This is a genomic window from Cognatilysobacter terrigena (genome assembly GCF_004361065.1).
Classification (GTDB): Bacteria; Pseudomonadota; Gammaproteobacteria; order Xanthomonadales; family Xanthomonadaceae; genus Cognatilysobacter; species Cognatilysobacter terrigena.
In genome coordinates this window covers 24,999-46,360 of record NZ_SELT01000023.1, presented here as the reverse complement: position 1 = coordinate 46,360, position 21,362 = coordinate 24,999, and the positions used below count along the sequence as shown (strand labels likewise).

General features: G+C 68.9%; 19 protein-coding genes. 9 read left to right on the top strand and 10 right to left on the bottom strand.

The genetic code is table 11. The features are described 5' to 3' along the window. From EVS83_RS12615 to waaA, 7 genes are all read left to right on the top strand, one after another. On the top strand, positions 1-360 hold a 360-nt coding region (locus EVS83_RS12615), incomplete at its 5' end, for a YceI family protein (protein ID WP_133501394.1). A gap of 4 nt (positions 361-364) precedes the next feature. Further along, complete coding sequence (locus EVS83_RS12610) at positions 365-1,072, top strand: pirin family protein (protein WP_133499463.1); 708 nt, start codon at positions 365-367, stop codon at positions 1,070-1,072. 58 nt (positions 1,073-1,130) lie between these two features. Next, positions 1,131-1,337: a zinc-finger domain-containing protein gene (locus EVS83_RS12605; protein WP_133501393.1), complete on the top strand. Its 207-nt coding sequence runs from the start codon at positions 1,131-1,133 to the stop codon at positions 1,335-1,337. 25 nt (positions 1,338-1,362) lie between these two features. Next, positions 1,363-2,484, top strand: coding sequence for a glycosyltransferase (locus tag EVS83_RS12600; RefSeq protein ID WP_133501392.1), 1,122 nt, complete (start codon positions 1,363-1,365; stop codon positions 2,482-2,484). Continuing rightward, positions 2,465-3,784 carry an O-antigen ligase family protein gene (locus EVS83_RS12595; protein WP_425456103.1) on the top strand — a complete coding sequence of 440 codons (1,320 nt, stop codon included), beginning with the start codon at positions 2,465-2,467 and terminating at the stop codon, positions 3,782-3,784. The genes EVS83_RS12600 and EVS83_RS12595 overlap by 20 nt, the downstream gene beginning before the upstream one ends. Further along, positions 3,781-4,701: an LpxL/LpxP family Kdo(2)-lipid IV(A) lauroyl/palmitoleoyl acyltransferase gene (lpxL, locus tag EVS83_RS12590; protein ID WP_133501390.1), complete on the top strand. Its 921-nt coding sequence runs from the start codon at positions 3,781-3,783 to the stop codon at positions 4,699-4,701. Before EVS83_RS12595 ends, lpxL begins: the two co-directional genes overlap by 4 nt. Further along, complete coding sequence (gene waaA / locus EVS83_RS12585) at positions 4,701-6,005, top strand: lipid IV(A) 3-deoxy-D-manno-octulosonic acid transferase (RefSeq protein WP_133501389.1); 1,305 nt, start codon at positions 4,701-4,703, stop codon at positions 6,003-6,005. Before lpxL ends, waaA begins: the two co-directional genes overlap by 1 nt. A 176-nt stretch (positions 6,006-6,181) precedes the next feature. Here the strand turns inward: waaA and EVS83_RS12580 are convergent, their stop codons facing one another. The 3 genes from EVS83_RS12580 to EVS83_RS12570 all read right to left on the bottom strand — a co-directional run bounded on the left by EVS83_RS12580 (position 6,182) and on the right by EVS83_RS12570 (position 9,152). Then, a complete protein-coding gene (locus EVS83_RS12580) occupies positions 6,182-7,600 on the bottom strand; it encodes a TolC family outer membrane protein (protein ID WP_133501388.1) in 1,419 nt (472 codons plus the stop codon). Between the two features lie 96 nt (positions 7,601-7,696). Beyond that, positions 7,697-8,350, bottom strand: coding sequence for a protein-L-isoaspartate O-methyltransferase family protein (locus tag EVS83_RS12575; protein WP_133501387.1), 654 nt, complete (start codon positions 8,348-8,350; stop codon positions 7,697-7,699). A gap of 136 nt (positions 8,351-8,486) precedes the next feature. Then, positions 8,487-9,152 (bottom strand): TetR/AcrR family transcriptional regulator, encoded by a 666-nt coding sequence (locus tag EVS83_RS12570; RefSeq protein WP_133501386.1) that lies wholly within the window; start codon positions 9,150-9,152, stop codon positions 8,487-8,489. Between the two features lie 87 nt (positions 9,153-9,239). On the opposite strand from EVS83_RS12570, the gene EVS83_RS12565 reads away from it, so the two are divergent. Further along, positions 9,240-10,331 (top strand): efflux RND transporter periplasmic adaptor subunit, encoded by a 1,092-nt coding sequence (locus EVS83_RS12565; RefSeq protein ID WP_133501385.1) that lies wholly within the window; start codon positions 9,240-9,242, stop codon positions 10,329-10,331. A gap of 9 nt (positions 10,332-10,340) precedes the next feature. Next, the gene (locus EVS83_RS12560; RefSeq protein ID WP_133501384.1) at positions 10,341-13,547 is read left to right on the top strand and encodes an efflux RND transporter permease subunit; all 3,207 of its coding nucleotides are present in this window, start codon (positions 10,341-10,343) and stop codon (positions 13,545-13,547) included. Positions 13,548-13,550: 3 nt separating this feature from the next. Here the strand turns inward: EVS83_RS12560 and EVS83_RS12555 are convergent, their stop codons facing one another. Genes EVS83_RS12555 through EVS83_RS12525 form a run of 7 tightly spaced genes read right to left on the bottom strand, consistent with a single transcriptional unit; the run spans position 13,551 to position 21,354 of the window. Continuing rightward, a complete protein-coding gene (locus EVS83_RS12555) occupies positions 13,551-14,351 on the bottom strand; it encodes a class I SAM-dependent methyltransferase (protein ID WP_133501383.1) in 801 nt (266 codons plus the stop codon). Between the two features lie 52 nt (positions 14,352-14,403). Beyond that, positions 14,404-15,396: an alpha/beta fold hydrolase gene (locus EVS83_RS12550; protein ID WP_133501382.1), complete on the bottom strand. Its 993-nt coding sequence runs from the start codon at positions 15,394-15,396 to the stop codon at positions 14,404-14,406. A 1-nt stretch (position 15,397) separates the two neighbouring features. Next, the gene (locus EVS83_RS12545) at positions 15,398-16,447 is read right to left on the bottom strand and encodes a hypothetical protein (protein WP_133501381.1); all 1,050 of its coding nucleotides are present in this window, start codon (positions 16,445-16,447) and stop codon (positions 15,398-15,400) included. Next, on the bottom strand, positions 16,444-18,693 hold the full coding sequence (locus EVS83_RS12540) for an FAD-binding protein (RefSeq protein ID WP_133501380.1): 2,250 nt from the start codon (positions 18,691-18,693) through the stop codon (positions 16,444-16,446). The genes EVS83_RS12545 and EVS83_RS12540 overlap by 4 nt, the downstream gene beginning before the upstream one ends. Further along, positions 18,680-19,057 carry a DUF805 domain-containing protein gene (locus tag EVS83_RS12535; protein WP_166636897.1) on the bottom strand — a complete coding sequence of 126 codons (378 nt, stop codon included), beginning with the start codon at positions 19,055-19,057 and terminating at the stop codon, positions 18,680-18,682. The genes EVS83_RS12540 and EVS83_RS12535 overlap by 14 nt, the downstream gene beginning before the upstream one ends. A 51-nt stretch (positions 19,058-19,108) precedes the next feature. Next, on the bottom strand, positions 19,109-20,392 hold the full coding sequence (gene thrC / locus EVS83_RS12530) for a threonine synthase (protein ID WP_133501378.1): 1,284 nt from the start codon (positions 20,390-20,392) through the stop codon (positions 19,109-19,111). Next, positions 20,389-21,354, bottom strand: a complete 966-nt coding sequence (locus tag EVS83_RS12525) for a homoserine kinase (protein WP_133501396.1) — start codon at positions 21,352-21,354, stop codon at positions 20,389-20,391. The genes thrC and EVS83_RS12525 overlap by 4 nt, the downstream gene beginning before the upstream one ends. Between the last annotated feature and the right edge of the window lie 8 nt (positions 21,355-21,362).

Genomic DNA, 21,362 nt, shown 5'->3' with positions numbered 1-21,362 from the left:
CCGGCGCTCGACGAGCACCTGCGCAGCAAGGATTTCTTCGAAGCCGAGAAGTACCCGACCATCACCTTCAACAGCACGAAGGTGGAAGCCGCGGGCGACAAGAAGCTGCGCGTCACCGGTGACCTCACCGTGCACGGCGTGACCAAGCCGGCGGTGCTCGACGTCACGCTCAACGGCGCGGGTCCGCATCCGATGACCAAGCGCGAGACAGTCGGCTTCGACGCGACCACCACGATCAAGCGCGCCGACTTCGGCGTCGGCGCCTACGTGCCGAACGTCAGCGACGACATCCAGATCCGCATCACGACCGAGGCGTCCGTGCCCAAGGCCGACGGCGCACCGGCATCGAAGAAGAAGTAGGACGATGATCATCGAGCGCCCGGGGCAGGAACGGGGCCACGCGAAGCATGGCGGCTGGCTCGACAGCCGCCACACGTTCTCGTTCGGCAACTATTACGACCCGCAGTGGATGGGCTTCGGGCCGCTCCGCGTGATCAACGAAGACCGCGTAGCCGGTGGCGGCGGGTTCCCGCCCCACGGCCACGCGAACATGGAAATCCTGTCGCTGGTCCTCGACGGGCAGCTCGCCCATCAGGACAGCAGCGGCGGAGGCGGCACCATCGGTCGCGGCGAAGTGCAGTGGATGAGCGCCGGACACGGCGTGCAGCACAGCGAGTTCAATGCGTCGAAGACCGAAGGCGTCCACTTCCTGCAGATCTGGATCCAGCCCGATCGCGTGAACGCGCCGCCGGCCTACGCGCAACGCGCGCCGCAGCCGGGCGACGACAGCGGCGACTGGGTGCTGCTCGCATCGCCCGACGGCGCGGACGGCAGCATCGGCATCCGCCAGGACGCGCGTCTCTACCGCGCCACGCTCGCCGGCGACGCAACCCTGCACCGCGTGCTCGACAGCGACCGTCGCTACTGGCTGCAGGTCGCCCGCGGCACGGTGCTGGCGTCCGACCATGTGCTCCGCGCCGGCGACGCGCTCGGCTTCGTCGAGGAGGGCGGGCCGCTGGTGGTCGAAGCGAACGGCGACGCCGAAGTCCTGCTGTTCGACCTGCCGCACTGACGGGCGCCCACGGGCCGGCTGGTAGAATCCGCCGCCTCACCGCACCGTCCTGCCGTCCATGACCGACCGCACCGCCTCTCCGCAGAATGCCGAGCCGGCCAACGCCCGCCAGCGCTACGTCGTCGGCCGCAAGGACCTGCCGCTGAGCTGCCCGCTGCCGGAAATGGCGCTTTGGAACTCGCATCCGCGCGTCTACCTGCCGATCGAGGCCGAGCGCGAGTGCCAGTGCCCGTACTGTGGCGCGCACTTCGCGCTGGAGGACTGAGGCGCTCCGCGGCTCCGCGCCCGGCATGACGCCCGCTCCGCATCGGCCACTCACCGTCGTCCAGCTGCTGCCCGCGCTGGAGTCCGGCGGCGTCGAACGCTCCACTCTCGAGATCGCGCAGGCGCTGGTCGACGCCGGCCATCGCGCCATTGTCGTGTCGCGCGGCGGGCGGTTGGTACCGCGGCTCGAAGCGATGGGCGCACGCCACGTGACGCTCGACATCGGCGCGAAGTCGCCGTTCGTGCTGCGCCACGTACCGGCATTGCGACGCGCGATCGACGGCGCGGACATCGTCCACGCGCGTTCGCGCATGCCCGCATGGGTCGGGGTGATGGCGCTTCGTGGCATCGAAGCCTTGCGACGTCCGCGCCTCGTCACCACCGTGCACGGCCTGAATTCGCCGTCGCGCTACAGCGCGGTGATGACGCGGGGCGAACGCGTGATCTGCGTGTCGCGCACCGTTCGCGACTACGTGCTCGAGCATTACCCGTCGACCGATCCTGCGAAGCTGCGCGTCAGTCCGCGCGGTATCGATGCGACCGCATTTCCGCGCGCACCGCATCCGGATTCCGATGCACGCGCCTGGGCCGCGTCGCAGCATCCCGCGTTGCACGGCGACGGCCCGCTGCTGTTGCTGCCCGGTCGCGGCACGCGACTGAAAGGGCATGGCGACGGCCTCGCGCTGCTCGCGAAGCTCCGCGCCGACGGCACCGACGCACGCCTGTGGCTGCCGGGCGCACGCGAAGCCGGTCGCGAGGCCTACATCGCCGAGCTGGAGCGCGACGCCGCACAGCTCGGCATCGCCGACGCAATCGCATTCACGCCGCCCACCGACGCCATCGCACGCGCCTATGCCGCGAGCGACCTCGTGCTGCAGCTGTCGCGCAAGCCGGAATCGTTCGGACGCACGGTGATCGAGGCCTTGTCCGTCGGCCGCCCGGTACTCGGCTGGGCGCATGGCGGCGTCGGCGAACTGCTCGAGGACTTCGAGCCGCAGGGCGCCGTCGCGCCGTTCGATCTCGACCGCCTGTACGCCACCGCGCGCGATCTTCTCGCGCGGCCCCCGGTACTGCCGGCTAGCATTCCGCTCACGTTGAAGGCCATGCAGGAGGCGACGCTTGGCGTCTATCACGAACTCGCCGGCTGACCGCGTCACCGGCTGGCGCTGGGCGCCCGCGTGGGTGCTCGCGTTCGTCGCGCTGTGGCCGGCGCCGGGCTATGCGGAAGCCGTGCTCGTCATCGGCGCGCTGATCGCGATGTACATGCTCGTGCGTGCGCGCTTCCGCGGCGGCACGCAGCTGCTGAGCGGACAGGCGTGGGCGCTGACGACGCTGATGTTCGCCGCGTACTGGGTGCCGCGCCTGGTGTCCGCGTTCGACACGTTCGACCCGCCGCGCGCGCTGCTCGACGCCGCCGCCGACCTGCGCCATCTGCCGTTCCTGTGGCTGGTCGCGGCGTCGGTCGCCAACGCCGACAGCCGACGCAAGACGTTCGCAGGGCTGGGCATCATCGTGCTGGTGTGGGTCGCCGACGCGTTGCTGCAGGCGATGACCGGCACGAGTCCCATCTTCAACCTGCTCGACCACGCGAAACATGCGATCAGCGGGCGGGGCATGTGTCCGGCGGATGCGTCGCTCGTGGTCGATCGCCTCAGCGGCTTCCTGGGTCCGTGCAATCTCAAGCTCGGACAGGTCGTCGCGAGCCTTTCGCCGTTCCTTCTGTACGAAGCGGCGCGACGCTTCCGCGCGGCGGGCTGGCTGGTCGCGGCGGCGGGGGTGGGCATCGTCATCGTGCTCGCGGGTTCACGCGCCTCGTGGATCACCTACGGGCTCGTGCTGGTGCTGTCGGGCTGGCGCCTGCTCGGCTGGAAGCGCCTGATGGGCGTGTTCGCCTTCGGCGCGGTCGCGCTTGCGCTGCTCACCGTCAGCGTGCCGCAGGTGCGCGAGCGCATCGAGCGCACGACGCTCGTGCTTGCGGGCGACCATCGCGATGTCGACAGCGCCCTCTCGGGTCGTGGCCGCATCTGGTCGGCGGCGACGTGCATGGTCAAGGATCATCCGTTCAACGGCGTCGGCGTGCGCCGCTTCCGCGACGCGTTTCCGTCCTGCGATCCGTTGCCCGGCCAGCGCGCGGAATGGGGCGAAGGGCCCGCGCTGCATGCGCATCAGATCGTGCTGGAGATCCTCAGCGAGACGGGCTTCCTCGGCCTGATCCTGTGGCTGGCCGGCGCCGCGCAGGCGTGGCGGGCATGGCGCTACGCCGACCCCGAAGCACGCATGCACGCGCGGCCGGCCATGTATGCGCTGGTCGTCACCGTGTTCCCCTTCAACACGCACCTCGCGTTCTATTCGACGTTCTGGGGCGGGCTGACGCTGATGCTGTTCGCGCTGTACGCGGGCAGCCTCTACGCGACGGATCGCACGCCGACCGTCACCGCCGACGCATGACCGACGCCGCAAGCCCGACCTCGGCTGGACCGGTGCCCCGCGGCCTGCGGCACTGGCCGATGCGCGCCGGTGTCGCGGTGCTCGCCGCGGCGGGGCGTGTGCCGTGGCCCGTGCAACGCGGGGTCGGACGCCTGCTCGGCGCGATCGCCTTCGTGCTCGCGCCGCCGCGTCGCCATGCTGCGCGCGTGAACCTGCGCCTGTGCTTTCCGGAGCTCGACGAGGCGTCGCGCACGCGCCTGCTGCACGAGACGTTCCGCGACTTCGGCATCGGTCTGTTCGAATTCGCGCGCGCCTGGTGGGGCGACATCGCGCCGATGCGTCGTGACGTCGTGATCGAAGGGCTGGAGCATCTGCGCGCGCTGCAAGCGCAAGGTCGCGGCGTGCTGATGATTTCCGGCCATTTCATGACGCTGGAAATGGCCGGGCGCCTGCTGTGCGACCACGTGCCTCTGGCGGGCATGTACCGGCGCTATCGCAATCCGGTCATGGAGTGGGCCGTCAAGCGAGGACGCTTGCGCTACGCCGCGGCGATGTTCGCCAACGACGAGATCCGCGCGGCGATGCGCCACCTGAAGCAGGGCGGGTTCCTCTGGTATGCGCCCGACCAGGACATGCGCGGCAAGGACACGGTGTTCGCGCCGTTCTTCGGCGTACCCGCGGCGACGATCACGGCGACGCACCAGTTCGCACGCGTGAGTGGCTGTGCCGTCGTGCCGTTCTTCCATCGACGCGAAGGCGATCGCTACATCCTGCGCATAGCGCCGCCGCTCGAGGATTTTCCGTCGACCGATGCCGCCATCGATAGCGCGCGCGTCAACGCCGCGATCGAAGCGATGGTGCGCGAAGCGCCGTCGCAGTACCTGTGGATCCATCGACGCTTCAAGCGTCGTCCCGACGGCGAGGCCGCCCCGTACTGATGGACGCGCCCGTCCGCGACCGCCTCGAGCCTCTGCTGCGTGCGCTGTACTCGCTCGCGCTGTACGTGCTCACGCCGTTCACGGTCTACCACCTGATCTGGCGCGGTTTCCGCCAGGCCGCGTACTTCGAACGCTGGAGTGAGCGATATGCGAGTTTCGGCCCGCCGCGCGACCAGCGTGTGCTGTGGGTGCACGCCGTCTCCGTCGGTGAAGTTAACGCCGCGATTCCGCTGGTCAACGCGCTGCTCGAGCGTCGCGCCGACCTGCGTTTGCTCGTCACGACGATTACGCCGACCGGCTCGGCACGCGTCCGTGCGCTGTGGGGCGACCGCGTCGACCACGTCTATCTGCCGTATGACCTGCCCGGCGCGGTGTCGCGCTTTCTCCGTCATTTCCGCCCATACGCCGCGCTCATCATGGAAACCGAGTTGTGGCCGAACCTGCTGTTCGGCTGCCGCGACCACGGCGTTCCGGCGTATGTGTTGAACGCACGCCTCTCCGCGCGTTCGTTGAGGGGCTACCAGGTGCTCGCGCCACTCGTGCGCCGCGCCGTGCGCACGCTGCGTGGCGTCGGTGCGCAGTCGCATGCGGATGCGCGTCGCTTCGTCGCGCTCGGTGCGCGTCCCGAATGCGTGCACGACACCGGCAACCTGAAGTTCGACCTGACGTTGCCGCCGACGGTCGAAGCGTTCGGTCGTGATTGCCGCGCGCGCCGTGCGGGCCGTCTCGCGTGGATCGCGGCGAGCACGCATCCCGACGAAGAGGCCGCCGTGCTCGCGATCCATCGTCGCCTGCGCGGTCGATGGCCGGACCTGCTGCTCATGTGGGCGCCGCGTCATCCGGAGCGTTTCCGTGCGGCGTTCGAGCAGTCGTCCGCGCTCGGTTTCCGCACGACACGACGTTCGGTCGAACGGTGGGCGACTCCGAGCTGCGACGTCTTCGTCATCGACACCCTCGGCGAACTGCTGAATTTCTTCGCCTGCGCGGACGTCACGTTCGTCGGCGGATCGCTGCAACCGATCGGCGGGCACAACCTGCTCGAGCCCGCGGCGACGGGTACGCCGATCGCGACCGGCCCCCACCTGCACAACTTCGCCGACATCTCGCACCGTTTGGCCGCGGCCGGCGCGTTGAAGATCGCGCAGGACGAGGCGGGTGTCGCGGACGCATTGGCGACGATGCTGGGCGATGAAGCGTTGCGAGCTTCAATGGCCGCGAGTGGACGCGCCTTGGTCGAGTCAGGACGCGGTGCGCTAGAGCGCACGCTCGCGTTGGTGGAAGGCGACTTGCCCGCGAAGCCGTAACGGCTTTAGCCGCGCCATGCACGGGAATGCCGTGGCGCTTCTACCCACGCGGTGTCGCGATGCCCGGTTCGCGGCTCGCTTTGAGCGAGGCATAAAGTTGCCGACTCCGGGCGGCGTCCTCGACAAACAAAAAGGCCGTCGTTTCCGACGGCCTTTTGATTACGACAGCACCGCGATTACGGCGTGACCGGCACCGGCGTCGGCGCCGTGACGGTCAGCAGACGGTTCACGTCCTGCACGTCGGCCACATCGAGCGTGCCCGCCGACTGATCGAGCAGCAGGCGAGCCTGCAGGAAGCTGTAGCGAGCCTGCGAGTAGAGGCGGGCGGCAACCAGCACGTTCTGCTGATTGTTCAACACGTCGAGCACCGTGCGCGTGCCGACCTCAAGGCCGACCTGCGATGCCTCGAACGCGGCGCGAGCCGAGGTCAGCGCCGCGCGACGCGATTCGACTTCGGTGATGCCCGCGGCCAGCGCCTGATACGCGGCGTTGGTGTTGCGAATCAGCGCACGACGCTGCTGCTCGACCTGATCAGCGACGACGTCGCGGTTCGCGAGCGCCTGGCGCACGCGGGACGACACGGCACCGCCGGAAAAGATCGGCACGTTGAGCGTGACACCCACCGACGGGCCGCGGCTCTGGCTGTCGATCGGGTTGGTCGACGACAGGCTGCCGGCGCTGAACGTGCTGTCGCCCGTCGTCTTGCGATCGCCGTACGAGCCGTTGAGGTACAGCGTCGGCCAGTGACCGGAACGTGCGGTCTCGACGTTCTCATTGGCCGATGCCAGCTGCTCTTCGGCGGCGTGCAACGACGGGTTGTTCTCGAGCGCACGGGCGACCCAGCTCGCGGCGGTACCCGACTCGGCGAGCGTCGGCTGGAAATCCTCCGGCAGCGCCTTGAGCGCGCCGACGGGCTTGCCGGTGATCTCGGCCAGCGCCTGATAGGCGTCGAGCACCGCGTTGCGCGCGACGATCGTGTTCGCACGCGCGCTGTCGTACTGCGCGCGGGCTTCGTGCACGTCCGTGATCGGCGCCAGGCCCACTTCGAGGCGCTTGGACGCGGCGTCGAACTGCTTCTTCAGTGCGGCCTCGGAGGCTTCCGCTGCGGTCAGCGTCTCGATCGCGACCAGCGTGTTGAAGTAGGCCGCCGACGTCCGCGTGATCAGCGTGTCATCCGCCGCCTGCACGTTGAAGTCGCTGGCGCGACTCAGCGCCTGCTGGCTCTTGAGCACGGTGAAGCGCGAGCGGTCGAAAAGCATCTGTTGCACGTCGACGCCGAGCGTGCGCGAGGTCGTATTGCTCTCGCTGTCGCCGGTGAAGCGAACGGGTGCGCCCGTTGCGGGGTCGAACTGCGTCGACGTCGACGGACCTTCGCTGCGCGAGCGCGTCAACGACGCCGAACCCCCAATCTGCGGCAGCATCGCCGCGCGCGCCTGCACTTCACCCTCGCGGGTGGCGAGACGGCTCGATTGCGAGGCCGCGAGCTGCGGGTCGTTTTCGCGGGCGAGCGAGTAGACCTGCATCAGGTCTTCCGCGGAGGCGGCCGCGGGAGCCAGGGCGATCACGAGGGCAAGGACGAGCGGGCGGCGGATCATGTCGGAAGGCTTCCTGGAAAACCGCGCGTTCGGCGCGGCGTCGTCATGGCAAAACCGGCTTCCTCTGCCCGCGCGGTCCCCCCGCGGGCATCGGACTCAGAACTGGAACACCGGCACCGGGGCGGCGCCGACGAGGTACGGGATATCGGTTTCGAACAACGATTCGATGCGCGGCGCGGACTTTTCGTTGCGCACGAGCACCGCTTCCATCGCCGGCGAGCGACCGCGGACGATGAACATGCGGCCGCCCGGCTTCAGCATCGAGAGGAACTGCGACGGAATCGTGTCGACCGCCGCATTGACGCAGATCGCGTCGAAATGGCGATCGGTCGACCACGTCAGCGCGTCGCCGACTTCGAGTCGAACGTTCGCGGCACCGACCTTCTCGAGTCGCGCACGCGCGGCGTCGATGAAGTCGGCATGCTGGTCGATGGTCGTGACTTCGCGCGCGAGCGCGGCGAGGCAGGCGGTGACGTAACCGCTGCCGGTGCCGATCTCCAGCACGTCGTCGGTGTCCTGCGGGCGCAGCGCTTCGAGCGCGCGGCCGGCGACGACCGGCTTCAGCATGTAGTCGCCGTGCGCGAGCGGAAGCGCGATGTCGGCGTACGCGCTGCCGAGATACGGCGTCGGCACGAACAGTTCGCGCGGCACGGTGGCCAGCACGTCGATCACGCGCGGTTCCAACACGTCCCAGGGGCGGACTTGCTGTTCCACCATGAGTTCGCGGGCGTGGGCGTAGTCGGGCGTCATCGGCGTGGATCGGTGGGGAAAAGGACCGCAATTCTACCGGGATGGGCGCAGGCGCCCGGGGTGTTCAGGATCGCGTGCGGGCATGTGAAGGCCCGAGTGCCGGAAGTCACCGGGACGGTGGTCACGCCTTGGTCCCTCATCGCCGGCCATACGCGCGCAGGAACATGTCGACGCATGCAGCAACGTGCGTGGCGGGTTCGAGGTTGACGTCGCCGCCGCAACCGCAGCCGAACACCATGCGTGCGTGCGGCTCGCCCTTGAGCAGCGTGAAGAATTGCGACGACGCGAGTGCGGTGTCGGCGATGTCCAGTTCGCCCGCGGCGACGCGACCGTCGAGCAACGCGGCGAAGCCGTCCTGCACACGCCGTGGGCCGGACTCCCAGAACAACTGCGGCAGGTGCGAATTCGCGAGCTGCGGGCTGCACAGGATGCGGTGTCCGGCGATGGCCTCGGGCGACGAGATCATCGCGTAGAACGCCGTCGCGATCTCCATCAGGCGTTCGCGCACGGGCGTCGAAGGGCGGTCTTCGAACAGCGATGCCGGCATTCCGTTCGCGCAATGCGATTCGACTGCCGCGGCGAACAGCGTCTCCTTGTCACCGAAGTGGCTGTACACGGTGAGCTTGCTGACGCCGGCCGCCGACGCGATCTGGTCCATCGACACCGCGTCGAAGCCCAACTGCACGAACAGCGTCTTCGATGCATCGAGGATGGCTTCGCGCTTGGCCAGATCCTTGGGACGACCGGGACCGGCCGCGCGGGCGGCGGTGTCGTCGGAGCGATAGGGGCGGATCGGGGCCATTGGTCGGAATCCTACTCGAAATACTGGACCGAGGCGTTCGGTAATTTTACAGTACCGACCGGTTCATTAATTGACCCTGAGGCCGCCATGCGTTCCGCCCCCCTTGCCGCCGCGCTCGCCACCGCGATGTCGGCCGTCCTCCTGTCGGGCTGCGGGCAGGCGCCCGCGGCGGTCGAACATCCGCGTCCGGTGCTGGTCGTGCATCCCGAGAGCGCCGACGGCGCCGCAGCGTCGTTCGCCGGCGAGATCCGTGCCGCCGAGGAGACGACGCTGTCCTTCCGCGTCGGTGGCAACCTGGTCGAGCGCCGGGTCGACGTCGGCGACCGCGTGCGTCGCGGCGACCTGCTTGCGGTGCTCGATGCGGGCGACCTGCAGGCGCAGGCGCGTGCCGCCCAGGCGCAGCTCACCGCGGCGCAGGCGCAGCTCGAGCGCGCGCGTTCGGACCAGGCCCGTTACGCGAAGCTCGGTCGCGACCAGCTGGTGAGCCGCTCGTCCATCGACGCGCAGAACGCCGCCGCCGCGGCCGCGCAGGGCGAAGTCAACGCGGCCCGCGAAAGCCTGCAGGTCGCCCGCAACCACGCGGCCTACACCCAGCTGCGTGCGCCGCGCGACGGCGCCATCGCGACGCGCCAGGCAGAAGCCGGGCAGGTGGTCGGTGCGGGGCAGCCGGTGTTCACGCTCGCGGCGGACGGTCGACGCGAAGTCTCGTTCGCGGTGCCGGAAGGTCTGGTGCGCCGTGTGCGACCCGGCGATCCCGTGCAGGTCGAACTGTGGTCCGCCCCGGGCACGCGCATCGCCGGTCGCATTCGTGAGATCGCACCCGCCGCGGACGCCGCGTCGCGCACGTTCGCGGTGCGCGCGACGCTCGACGACGCGACCGCCGCCGAACTCGGCGCCAGCGCGCGCGTCTACCTGCAGGGCGAAGGCGATTCGACGATGAGCGTGCCGCTCGCCGCGCTCCAGCGCGGAGCGTCCGGTGGCGACGCCGTGTTCGTCGTCGACGCGCGCACCTCCACCGTCCGCCTGCGCCCCGTGCAGGCCGGCGCGTTCGGCAGCGACCGCGTGCCGATCGTCCGCGGTGTCGCGCCGTCCGACTGGATCGTCGCGGCCGGCGGTCATCTGCTGCGCGACGGCCAGGCAGTTGCGCCGGTCGACCGCAACAACCACCCGATCCGCTGAGGCCACGCCATGCGCTTCAACCTCTCCGAATGGGCGCTGCGGCATCGCAGTCTGGTCGTCTACGCGATGGTGGTGCTGGCGATCGCCGGTGCGCTCGCTTACATGAAGCTCGGGCGCAGCGAGGATCCGCGCTTCACCTTCAAGGTGATGGTCGTCCGCACGCTGTGGCCGGGCGCGACGGCGGACGAGGTGTCGACGCAGGTCACCGACCGCATCGAAAAGAAGCTGATGGAGACCGGGCAGTACGAGTTCATCCGCTCGTACTCGCGGCCCGGCGAATCGCAGGTCATCTTCATGGCCAAGGATTCGCTGCATTCCGATCAGATCGCGCCGCTCTGGTACCAGGTGCGCAAGAAGGTTGGCGACATCAAGCCGATGTTGCCGCGCGACGTGCCGGGCCCGTTCTTCAATGACGAGTTCGGCGACACGTTCGGCAACATCTATGCGTTGACCGGCAAGGGCTTCGACTACGCGGTGCTCAAGCACTACGCCGAGCGCGTGCAGCTGCAACTGCAGAAGCAACCCGACGTCGGCAAGATCGAGCTGTTCGGCGTGCAGGACGAGAAAGTCTGGATCGAGCTCGACAACACCAAGCTCGCGACGCTCGGCGTGCCGGCGCAGGCCGTGTTCGACGCGCTCAACGCGCAGAACGCCGTCGCGCCCGCGGGCTTCTTCGAAACCGGCTCGTCGCGCATTGCGTTGCGCGTGGACGGCCGCTTCGATCGCGTCGACGACATCCGCGCGTTCCCCATCCGCGTCGGTGACCGCACCTTCCGCCTCGGCGACATCGCCACCGTGCAGCGCGGCTTCGCCGATCCCCCGGCGCCGCGCATGCGCTTCATGGGCGAGGACGCGATCGGTCTCGGCGTGTCGATGAAGGACGGCGGCGACATCCTCGCGCTGGGCAAGACGCTGGAAGCGCAACGCGAGTCGCTGCAGCGCACGCTGCCGGTCGGCATGGAACTGCGCAAGGTCTCCGACCAGCCGGCGGCCGTCGAGGAATCGGTCGGCGAGTTCATTCGCGTGCTTGCGGAAGCCGTCGCGATCGTGCTGCTGGTGAGCTTCTTCTCGCTGGGCCTGCGCACCGGCCTCGTCGTCGCGCTGTCGATTCCGCTCGTGCTCGCGATGACGTTCGCGGTGATGAGCGACTTCGACGTCGGCCTGCACAAGATCTCGCTCGGCGCGCTCGTGCTGGCGCTCGGCCTGCTCGTCGACGACGCGATCATCGCCGTCGAGATGATGGCGATCAAAATGGAGCAGGGCTATTCGCGCCTGAAAGCCGCCGCATTCGCATGGGAATCGACCGCGTTCCCGATGCTCACCGGCACACTGATTACCGCCGCCGGTTTCCTGCCGATCGCGACGGCGCAGTCGAGCACCGGCGAATACACGCGCTCGCTGTTCCAGGTGGTGACGATCGCGCTGCTGGTGTCGTGGGTCGCGGCCGTCATGTTCATTCCGTACCTCGGCGATCGACTGCTGCCGGACTACGGCCATGCCGGTCCGCCGAAGCCCGGCTCGATCGCCGCGCGCTGGGAGGCCTTCCGCCACCGTCTCGCGACCCGTGTCCCCGTGCTCGCCGACGTCGTCGCGCCCAAGCCGCACGACGCGCACGCGCGCGATCCGTATTCGACGAAGTTCTATACACGCTTCCGCGGCTGGGTGCTGTGGTGCGTCCGTCGCCGCAAGACGGTGCTGGCGATCACGGCGGCGGCGTTCGTCGCGTCCATCCTGCTGTTCCGCTTCGTTCCGCAGCAGTTCTTCCCCGATTCGGTGCGGCCGGAACTGATGGTCGACGTGGAGCTCGCCGAAGGCAGCTCGTTGCGCCAGACCGCGGCACAGGTGGAAAAGCTCGAAAAGATCCTGTCGACGCGCAAGGACCTCGCGAGCTACGTGGACTATGTCGGCACGGGCTCGCCGCGCTTCTACCTGCCGCTCGACCAGCAACTGCCGTCGGCCAACTTCGCGCAGTTCGTGCTGACGCCGAAGGACATCGAGTCACGCGAAGCCGTGCGCAGCTGGCTGATCGACGACGTGTTCCCGCGTTTCCCCGAACTGCAGTTGCGTGTGACACGACTGGAGAATGGCCCGCCGGTCGGCTATCCGGTGCAGTTGCGCGTGTCGGGCGAGCACATCGACGAGGTGCGTCGCATCGCCGCGCTCGTGCAGCAGAAGGTGCTCGCGAATCCGCACGTCACCAACGTCAACCTCGACTGGGACGAGCCGAGCAAGGTCGTGCGCCTCAAGCTCGACCAGGAGCGTGCACGCGCACTCGGTATCAGCTCCGCGCAGCTCGCGCAGGCGCTATCCGGCGCGCTGTCCGGCACCAACGTCGGCACGTATCGCGAAGGCACCGAGCTGATCGGGATCGACGTGCGCGGCTCCGCGCGTGACCGTGGCGATCTCGACGCGCTGCGCTCGCTCATGGTGCCGACGACGAACGGCCGCAGCGTGCCGCTCACGCAGGTCGCAACGCTCGACTACGGCTTCGAGGACGGCATCATCTGGCACCGCGACCGCCTGCCGACGATGACGGTGCGCGCGGACATCCGCGATGCGCTGACGCCGCCCACCGTCGTCGAACAGCTCATGCCGGCCGTCGAATCGCTGCGCGCGCAATTGCCGGTCGGCTATTCGATCGACGTCGGCGGCACCGTGGAAGATTCCGCGCGCGGCCAGAACTCGATCAAGGCCGGCATGCCGCTGTTCGTGTTCGTCGTGTTCACGCTGCTGATGCTGCAGCTGCGCTCGTTCTCGCGCAGCGTGATGGTGTTCCTGACCGCGCCGCTGGGGCTGATCGGCGTCACGCTGTTCCTGCTCGTGTTCCGCGTGCCGTTCGGCTTCGTCGCGATGCTCGGCACGATCGCGCTGGCCGGCATGATCATGCGCAACTCGGTCATCCTCGTCGATCAGATCGAACAGGACCGCCACGACGGGCGCGAGGCGTGGGACGCGATCGTCGAAGCCACCGTGCGCCGCTTCCGCCCGATCGTGCTCACCGCGCTCGCGGCCATCCTCGCGATGATCCCGCTATCGCGCAGCGCATTCTTCGGCCCGATGGCCGTCGCCATCATGGGCGGCCTGCTGGTCGCGACGCTCCTGACGCTGCTGTTCCTGCCGGCGCTGTACGCGGCGTGGTTCCGGGTGAAGGTGCCCGCGGAACTGCCGCGCGCCGTGCCGGTTGGGGACGATCTGGAGCGCGAGCCCGCGCAGTGAGCCCTAGGCGTCGATCGACTGTGCGGCGCGCAGTCGATCGGCCATCAGGTCGGCGTCCGTGTAAGTGCGCGACGCACGGCGCCCGAACCGCGCGAGCCATCGTGCGCGCTTCGGTCGACGCAGCAGACGCAGCAGTCGTTCGTTGACGGGCTCGTCCGCGATGACGTGGAGGTTGCGACCGTTGCTCGACAGGCGACGGCCGAGACGCTCGGCCATGACCTGCAAAGCGGCGCGCGTGAAGAACCCGATGTGCTGTCCGGCTTCGGGCGCGTAATACGGCCAGTCGGCGATCGCCGGCGCCGGGTCGGGCAGCAGCTCGGTGGACAGCAGGATCCGCGGCGCGAGGCGTCCGAGCATCTCGAAGCCGTCGCGCGGATTCGGCAGGTGCTCGACGAGCTCGAACGCGGTCGCGAGGTCGTAACGCTGCGTGACGTCCGCTTCGAAACCGATGGCCAGGAGATTCGGGCTGTACGCGTCGTGCCAGTACATGTCGTGGCCGCGGTCGCGCATGAGCCGCACGAACAGGCCCGTGCCCGCGCCGTAGTCGACACTGCGCTCCACTTCGCGAAACTCGAGTCCGAGCAGCGCGCTCGTTACGTCGGCGAGCCAGAGATTGCGCACCACGATGCCGGTATCCAGCGCGGCAATCGCCGTGCCGTAGGCCTCGTCGAGCCAGTGCGGCGCAACGACGAAGACGTAGCCGCATCGCGTGCAGCGCCGGTACTCGCCGTCGTGTCGACCCAGCACCGCATGCCGCGCGAAATGGTCGGTCGGCGATTCGCAGACGAGGCAGGTGGGCGTCATGGGCGGATCATACGGAGACAAGCCATCGCGCGACCGCCTGTGGTCGGCCGCGTCAGCGATGCCGCGGTGACGGTGTCGCCAGCGCTTGCAGCAGAACCGGCTCGAACGAGGTCGGGTCCTCGAGATGCGGAATGTGGCCGACGCCGTGCAGCACGCGGAGTTGCGTCCCCGGCACCAGCGCCCGCAGGCGTTCGGCCTGTGCGATCGGCGTGACGGTGTCGGCGTCGCCCCAGATCAGCGTCAGTGGGACGGCGAGCTTCGCGACGTTCGCCGGTTCCGTACTCCGACCGGAGCGCGGGTCGCAGGCGAAGGCGTGCGCCCACGCGCCGAGCGCGTCGGTGGCATTGCGCAGCTGCATGGGCTCGCGATACGCGGCGAGGCGCGCGTCCGTCACCGCCTCCTTGCGTGCGACGAAGCTTTCGAGGAGGTGGCGGCTCCACAGCGGGTTGGTGGCCGTCGATGCCAGCAGCGGCTCGCGCCCGCGGTGCGCGAGGACCCGACACGCGAGCGTGTCCCGATCGTTCTGCGGCGCATCCAGCGCGAGCGCGGCATCGACGAGCACCAAACGCTCGACGCGCTCGGGCGCGAGCAGCGCGAGTTCCAGAGCGGGCCCGCCGCCGAACGAATGGCCGACGACGCGCGCCTTCGCGACGTGCAGCGCATCCAGCACGCGAAGAAGGCGCAGCGCCTGCGCCGGGCGCGAGTAATCTGCACGTGTCGATTTCGATGAATAGCCGAACGGCGGCAGGTCGACCGCGATCACGCGGTAGCCCGCCTGTGTCAGCGCCGGCACGAGCGTGAACCAGGTGCCGCTCCATGCGCCGGTGCCGTGCACCAGCAGCACCGGTTCGCCCGTCGCGGGTCCGCTGACCTGCACGAAGACGGATACGCCGTCGACGTCGACGAACCGTCCGTTCGCTGGTGCCGCGTCACGCGGCGAGAGACGCTCGTTGGACTCGACCCAGGCGACGCTCGCGCAGATGTAGAGCACGGCAGTTGCCAGCGCCACGAAGATCATCCGACGGATGATGCGCAGCGGTGACATGTCAGTAGTCGAACACGTGCTCGACTTCGTCGCCGGCCGCGTCGCGTGAAGCGAGCAGCGGCGCGAGTCCCGAGACCGACGTCACCAGCGCGCGGCGCTCGTAGCCCGGGCGCGTGAGGATGGGTTGGCGGAACAGCAGGCGCGTGCCGGTCGGAAGGTCGGTGGTCTGAGGCATGACCACGCTCACCAGCAGATCGCCGCGGTTGCCGGCGATGTCGCGGAACGTGCCGCCTTTGCGGGCGATGGCCGTCGCATAGGGCGTAAAGGCCTGGTAGCGGGGCAGGTCGACGCGCGCCGTGGTCCCGCTGCGCACGTCCACGTGCATCTCCGGCAGCGCGCGTTCGAGGCCGTCCGGCAGCGTGTCGATCACCGTCGCAGTGGTGGGCTTTGCGACGTCGAACGCGGTGTGCGTCGCTTTCTCGATCACCCACGCATAGCCGGCCTTGATCAGCCATTCGCTGGTGAGCAGATAGCGACGCTCCCACTTGCGCACGACGTGTGGGCCCGTCGCCGGTGTGTCGCGCCACAGCGTTTTGAGCGGCGTGACGAAATCGAACTCGTACCACGGCCGCACGCGGATGAACTCGACGTAGTCACGCGCCTGCTTCGTCGCCAGACGATCCTCGGGCGTCGACATCGGCGGTGCGCCGAATTCGCTGAGGCGGCCGATCAACGTTTCGTACGCGCCCTTGAGGCCGTATTCCACGGTCGTGCTGGTACCGATCACGACGATCATCGTGTGGTACTCGCCGTTGAACGGCCAGCGCCCGCGCACCGAATCGATCACGCGGCCGTACGCCTGCCAGAACTGCGCGACGTGCGCGAAGAACGGGAAGCGGCTCGGCGACTGACGTGCCTCCAGCATGTCGGCATATTCGTCCGGGCTGAAGACGAGGAACCATTCCGGGAACGTGAGGAACGTCTGGTCGCCCGTGCGCTGTTCGGACGCCGGGATCGCGAGCGGGTCCGCAGCTGTGGCCGGCACCGCGGAAGCCGCCGGCAGTACGCCCAGCAGCATCGCAACCACGACGGCGGCGATTCCGCGCCTCATGTGCGACGGAAGGCCAGCAGGGTATTGAGCGTCGGATCGTGATCCTGCAGCAGGCCCTCGCCCATGGGCTCGAAGCCATGTCGACGCAGGATCTCGATCCACTCGGCGACCGTGCGGAAGTGGCGCAACTCCTTCGCGTTGGTCGCCCACGGGACACCGAGGCCCGCGTTGAAGACCGCATGCGCGAGGCTCACGAGCGCATTCATCGGTGCGTCGGCGACATCGTGATCGCGCAGGATCAGCACGCCGTCCTTGCGCAGCACGCGGCGCAGCGAGGCGATGAACGCATCGAGACGGTCGAGCGGCACGTGGTGCAGGCCGATCAGGCAGGTGACGAGATCGAGGCTTTCGTCGCGGACGGCCGCCTGCGGAATCGGCGCGTAATCGTCCAGCGGAACGAAACGGCCGAGCTTGCGCAACCCGCCGCGCTCGACGATGTCCACTGGTGAGTAGGTGGGCGCGGCGTCGTGCAGGAACACGAGGTCGCCTCGCAGATCGACGTGCTTGCGCAGGTCGCTCGCGTAGCGGCCGGTGCTGCCGATCTCCATGTGGCCATCGAAGTGCCGGCGATCGCCGAGCAGCGTCAGCATCTGCCGCGACATCTCCTTCTTCTGCTTGGAGAGCGACGGCACGGCATACGTGAGCTCCGACAGGAAGGGCTTGATGGTCGGGAGCCTCGCCTGCAGCGTGCGGTAAATCGCTTCGTCGTCGCCATGCTCGCGCACCGCGTCGCGGATGAGCGTGTGGAAGCGATCCTCGGGGTACAGGCGGTAGATGTTCTGCAGGAAGCGGTAGAACGCGTCACTACCGGTCGTGGTGCCGTACACGGCGTGGAAGTCGCCCGCGGGCGCGGTGGTAGTCGTCATCGGGGTCTCGGCAAGCTCGGGCGCGTAGTAGGTGTCCCAGAGGACGTTGCGCCAGCGGAAGTCGGGGTCCAGCCGGCGCTTGAGTGCGAACAGTTCCTTCGCGCGCGGATAGGCGCGGTGGAACTGGTCGCGCGTGGCGTGCGGTTGGTAGGGCAGGTAATAGGTGCCGCCGCAGGCGATCACGGCGTCGATCAGTTCGCGCGTCCACACCGCGACGCGCGCCTTGGCGTTCTCGCGCGTGCGCTGCTTGTGGTACAGCACGAAGGCGAACGTCTCGCCGCGCGCCCACGCGAGCAGCGAGCCGGCGTCAGTAAACGCGTGGCGCACCGACACGTTCACCGCGTTGACGCGATGGCGCGACAGGATCTCGGCCATGCGCGGGACGAACTCGTCGAATCGCTCGACCGGCACGAAGTATTCCTGCAGCACGTACGTGGACTTGCGACGCGAAGCGGGCTCGAGTTCGGCGACGTCGTAGCCGGCCTCGTAGTTGCGCCAGTGCACGGGCTTCGACAGATAGAGCAGTGGATCGACGATGCGCTCGCGGCGGAACTTGCCGCCGGGCGTCTCGGTGAACGCCCAGAAGAAGTAGCGGTGCAGCGGGAAATGCTTACGAAGCGGCTGCAGGCGATCTGGAACCGTCGCGGCGCGCTGCGTACGTCGCCACGTCACTGCCCGGGCGCGCTGGTACAGCGGCGGGTACAGGTCCGCGTTGTGGAAAACGGTGTCCCGATCGTCGCGTACGTGCTCGCGGAACCAGCGTGCGTAGTTCGACGTCGGCATGCAGGCATGCGTCCGCTCGACGCGCACGTTCTCGTCGAGCGACAGTTCCGCCTCGACGATGACGCCGAGCCCGCCGTAACCGCCGATCGCGCCGTAGAAGATTTCGGCGTTCTCGTCCGGGCCCGCGTCGACGATGGACCCGTCGGCGAGCACCAGCCGGATGGAGCGCACCGACAGGATCAGAGGCCCCAATCCGATGTAGCGGCCGTGCACGTTGACGCTCAGCGAGCCGCCGACCGTGAAGTTCGCGTACGTCTGCATGATCCGCACGGATAGATCATGCGGATCGACGAAGCGCTGGATGTCGCACCAGCGGATGCCGGCCTGCACGCGGATCGTGCGTTCGATCGGATCGAAATTCAGCACCTTGTTCATGCGGCGCATGTCGAGGTGCAGGCTGCCGGGGCTCGCGGTCTGGCCGCCCATGCTGAAGTGGCCACCGCCGACGGAGATCGCGCCCTCGCTGCGGCGCACGGCGTCGACGACATCGTCCGTGGACGTCGGGGTCGCTACCGCCCAGACGCGCACCGGGTTGAGGCGCGTGACGTCGTTGACGATCACGCCCGCGTCGAACGCGGGACCGTCAGGCCGGTTCATGGATCGCCACCTGCAGGTAGTCGTAGCCGCGCAGACGCGGATCGTCGCCGTACTCGTTGGCGCCGTGCGTACCGCGCGTCAGCAGCAGACGCCAGGCGAGGATGAGCGGGCCGAGGATCGGGACGACTGGGACCAGCAGCCACCACGCCGATCGCGCCTGGTCGTGCAGCCGCCGCACGAGCAACGACGCGAGCACGATGAAGTAGGGCGGGTACAGCACCAGCGTGCCGTCGTAGCCGACGGTGCGGTCGACGAACACGAACAGCACGACGAACACGAGCGTGGCCGCGAGCAGCCGCAGGACGAAATCACGCCGCCGCAGGCGTCCGCGCCATCGCGTCCAGTCCAGCACTCCCTTTCCCATCGGCGATCTCCCCATCGCGAACCTGACGCCGCATGGTAGCGGCGCGGGCGGTCAGGCGAGCAACACGCGACGCAGCGCGTCGTAGTCCACGGGCAGCGGCTCAGAATGCGCAGGGCGCGCCAGGCAGTCGGCGAGCGCGGGTGGCGGCTCGACGGTGCGACCGATGCGCGGCTCGACGATCGTCTCGAACTTGGCTGCGTGTGCGGTGGCGACGACGGCCCAATTGCGTGTGTCGCCTGCGTCGCGCAGGCGCTGCAGTACGTCGAGCGCCGTCGCGGTGTGCGGGCAGGGGACGTAGGCGAGATCGCGATCGCTGCGCTCGATCGACGCGAGAATCGCCGCATCGTCCACGCTGACCGCTCGCATCGAGGCGCGCAGCGAAGCGTCATCCGGATACCAATGACGCAAGCGCTCGAAATTGCTCGGCGCGCCGACATCCATCGCATTCGCGAGCGTGGCGCGCGTCTCGGCGGGCGTGTAATCGGCGCCGCCGAAGTAGCGCGGCAGCACGTCGTTCGCGTTGCAGGCGAGCACGATGTCGCCGATCGGTAGGCCCATGCGACGTGCGAGCCAGCAGGCGGTCGCGTTGCCGAGGTTGCCGGTCGGAATGACGAAGTTCAGCGGCTCACCACGCTCGCGCTCGAACTCGAGCGACGACTGCGCGTAGTACGCGGCCTGCGGTAACAGGCGGCCGAGGCTGATGCTGTTCGCGGAGCCGAGAGCGACCTGCTCGCGGAGTCCGGTGTCGGTCAGCGCCTGCTTCACCAGGCGCTGGCAGTCGTCGAAGGTGCCGGCGACGCGCAGCGCGCGCACGTTATCGCCCCAGCACCCGAGCCCGTGTGCCTGGCGCGGCGAGACGCGGCCGTCGGGATACAGCACGACGACACGGAATCCCGGCCGTCGATGGAATGCCGCAGCAACGGCCGCGCCCGTGTCCCCGGAGGTCGCGACGAGAATGGTGGTCTCGGCATCGCCGGGTCGACGGAGCGCGCCCAACGCCCGTGCAAGGAAGCGCGCACCGAAATCCTTGAACGCGGCAGTCGGGCCGTGGAACAGCTCGAGGACGAACGTGTCGTCGCGCAGTCGATGCAGCGGCGCGGGTAAGTCGAAGGCGTCGTCGCAGATGGACGGAAGCGCCGCGGCGATGCGCGACGCTTCGAAGTAGGGCGCGAGCAACGTCGCTGCGGTGGCCGCGAGGCCGCACGCCGGATCGATGGCGGGGGCTGCCGGAATGATCTCCGGAACATAGAGCCCGCCATCCGGTGCAAGGCCCGACGCGAGTGCGGTATCGATGTCGACTGCAGGCGCGCTGCCGCGCGTGCTGACGAACTTCACGCGATGACCTCGGCGCGCGGTCCGTTGACCGGCGATACGTAGGCGCGACTGTCGAGTCCGGCGCGACGGAACGCCGCAACCATCGCTTCGCCGCCGACGTCGGCTTGCGCACGCGTGTCGAACCAGCCGAACACCGTGGGCCCGGCGCCGGAAATGCTCGCACCCAGCGCGCCGGATTCGAGCGCTGCGCGCTTGACGTCGGCGAAGCCGGGTATCAGGGCGGCACGGCGCGGTTCGACGAGCACGTCGTGCAGGCCATCGGCGATCAGCGCGCGGTCGCCGCGCGCGAGGCCGGTCAGGAAGAGCGCGAGATGTGACGTCTGGTGCACGAGTTCGCCGAGCGGATACGGTGGTGCGAGCACCGCGCGCGCGTCGCGCGTTTCCAGCACGAACGCGGGATGCACCGCGGCGCAGTACAGGTCGGGCGCGTCGAGACGGATGGCGCGCGTCTCCGTGGCGAGCACGACGCCGCCCAGCAGCATCGGCGCGACGTTGTCGCCGTGCAGGCTGCCGCTGGCGACGGATTCGCCGAGCAATGCGAACGGATACAGCGCTTCACGCGACAGCGGCGCGTCGAGTAATGCATTCGCCGCAACGAGCGCCGCAACGCACGACGCCGCCGAGCCGCCGAGACCCGAGCCCAGCGCAATACCCTTGTGCAACGTGACGGCGAAGCCATGCGCGAGGCCGAGATGCGCGCGCAGCTCGATCAGCGCACGCCCCGCAGTGTTTCCCTCGGCGACGAGCGGAATGCGCGACAGCCCCGGCACGTCGCCGTCGATCGCATCGATGCGCACGATCGGCTCGTCGATGGCGCGCACGGTCGCCGCGTCACCCGGGCCTTCGATCGTGTGTCCGAGCAGGTCGAAACCGACGCCGATGTTGCCGATGCTCGCGGGCGCGAACGCACGCGCGCTGCGGCGGTCGACAGCCTGGCTGGGGCGCGTATCGGAATCGGTCATGTCGCGAC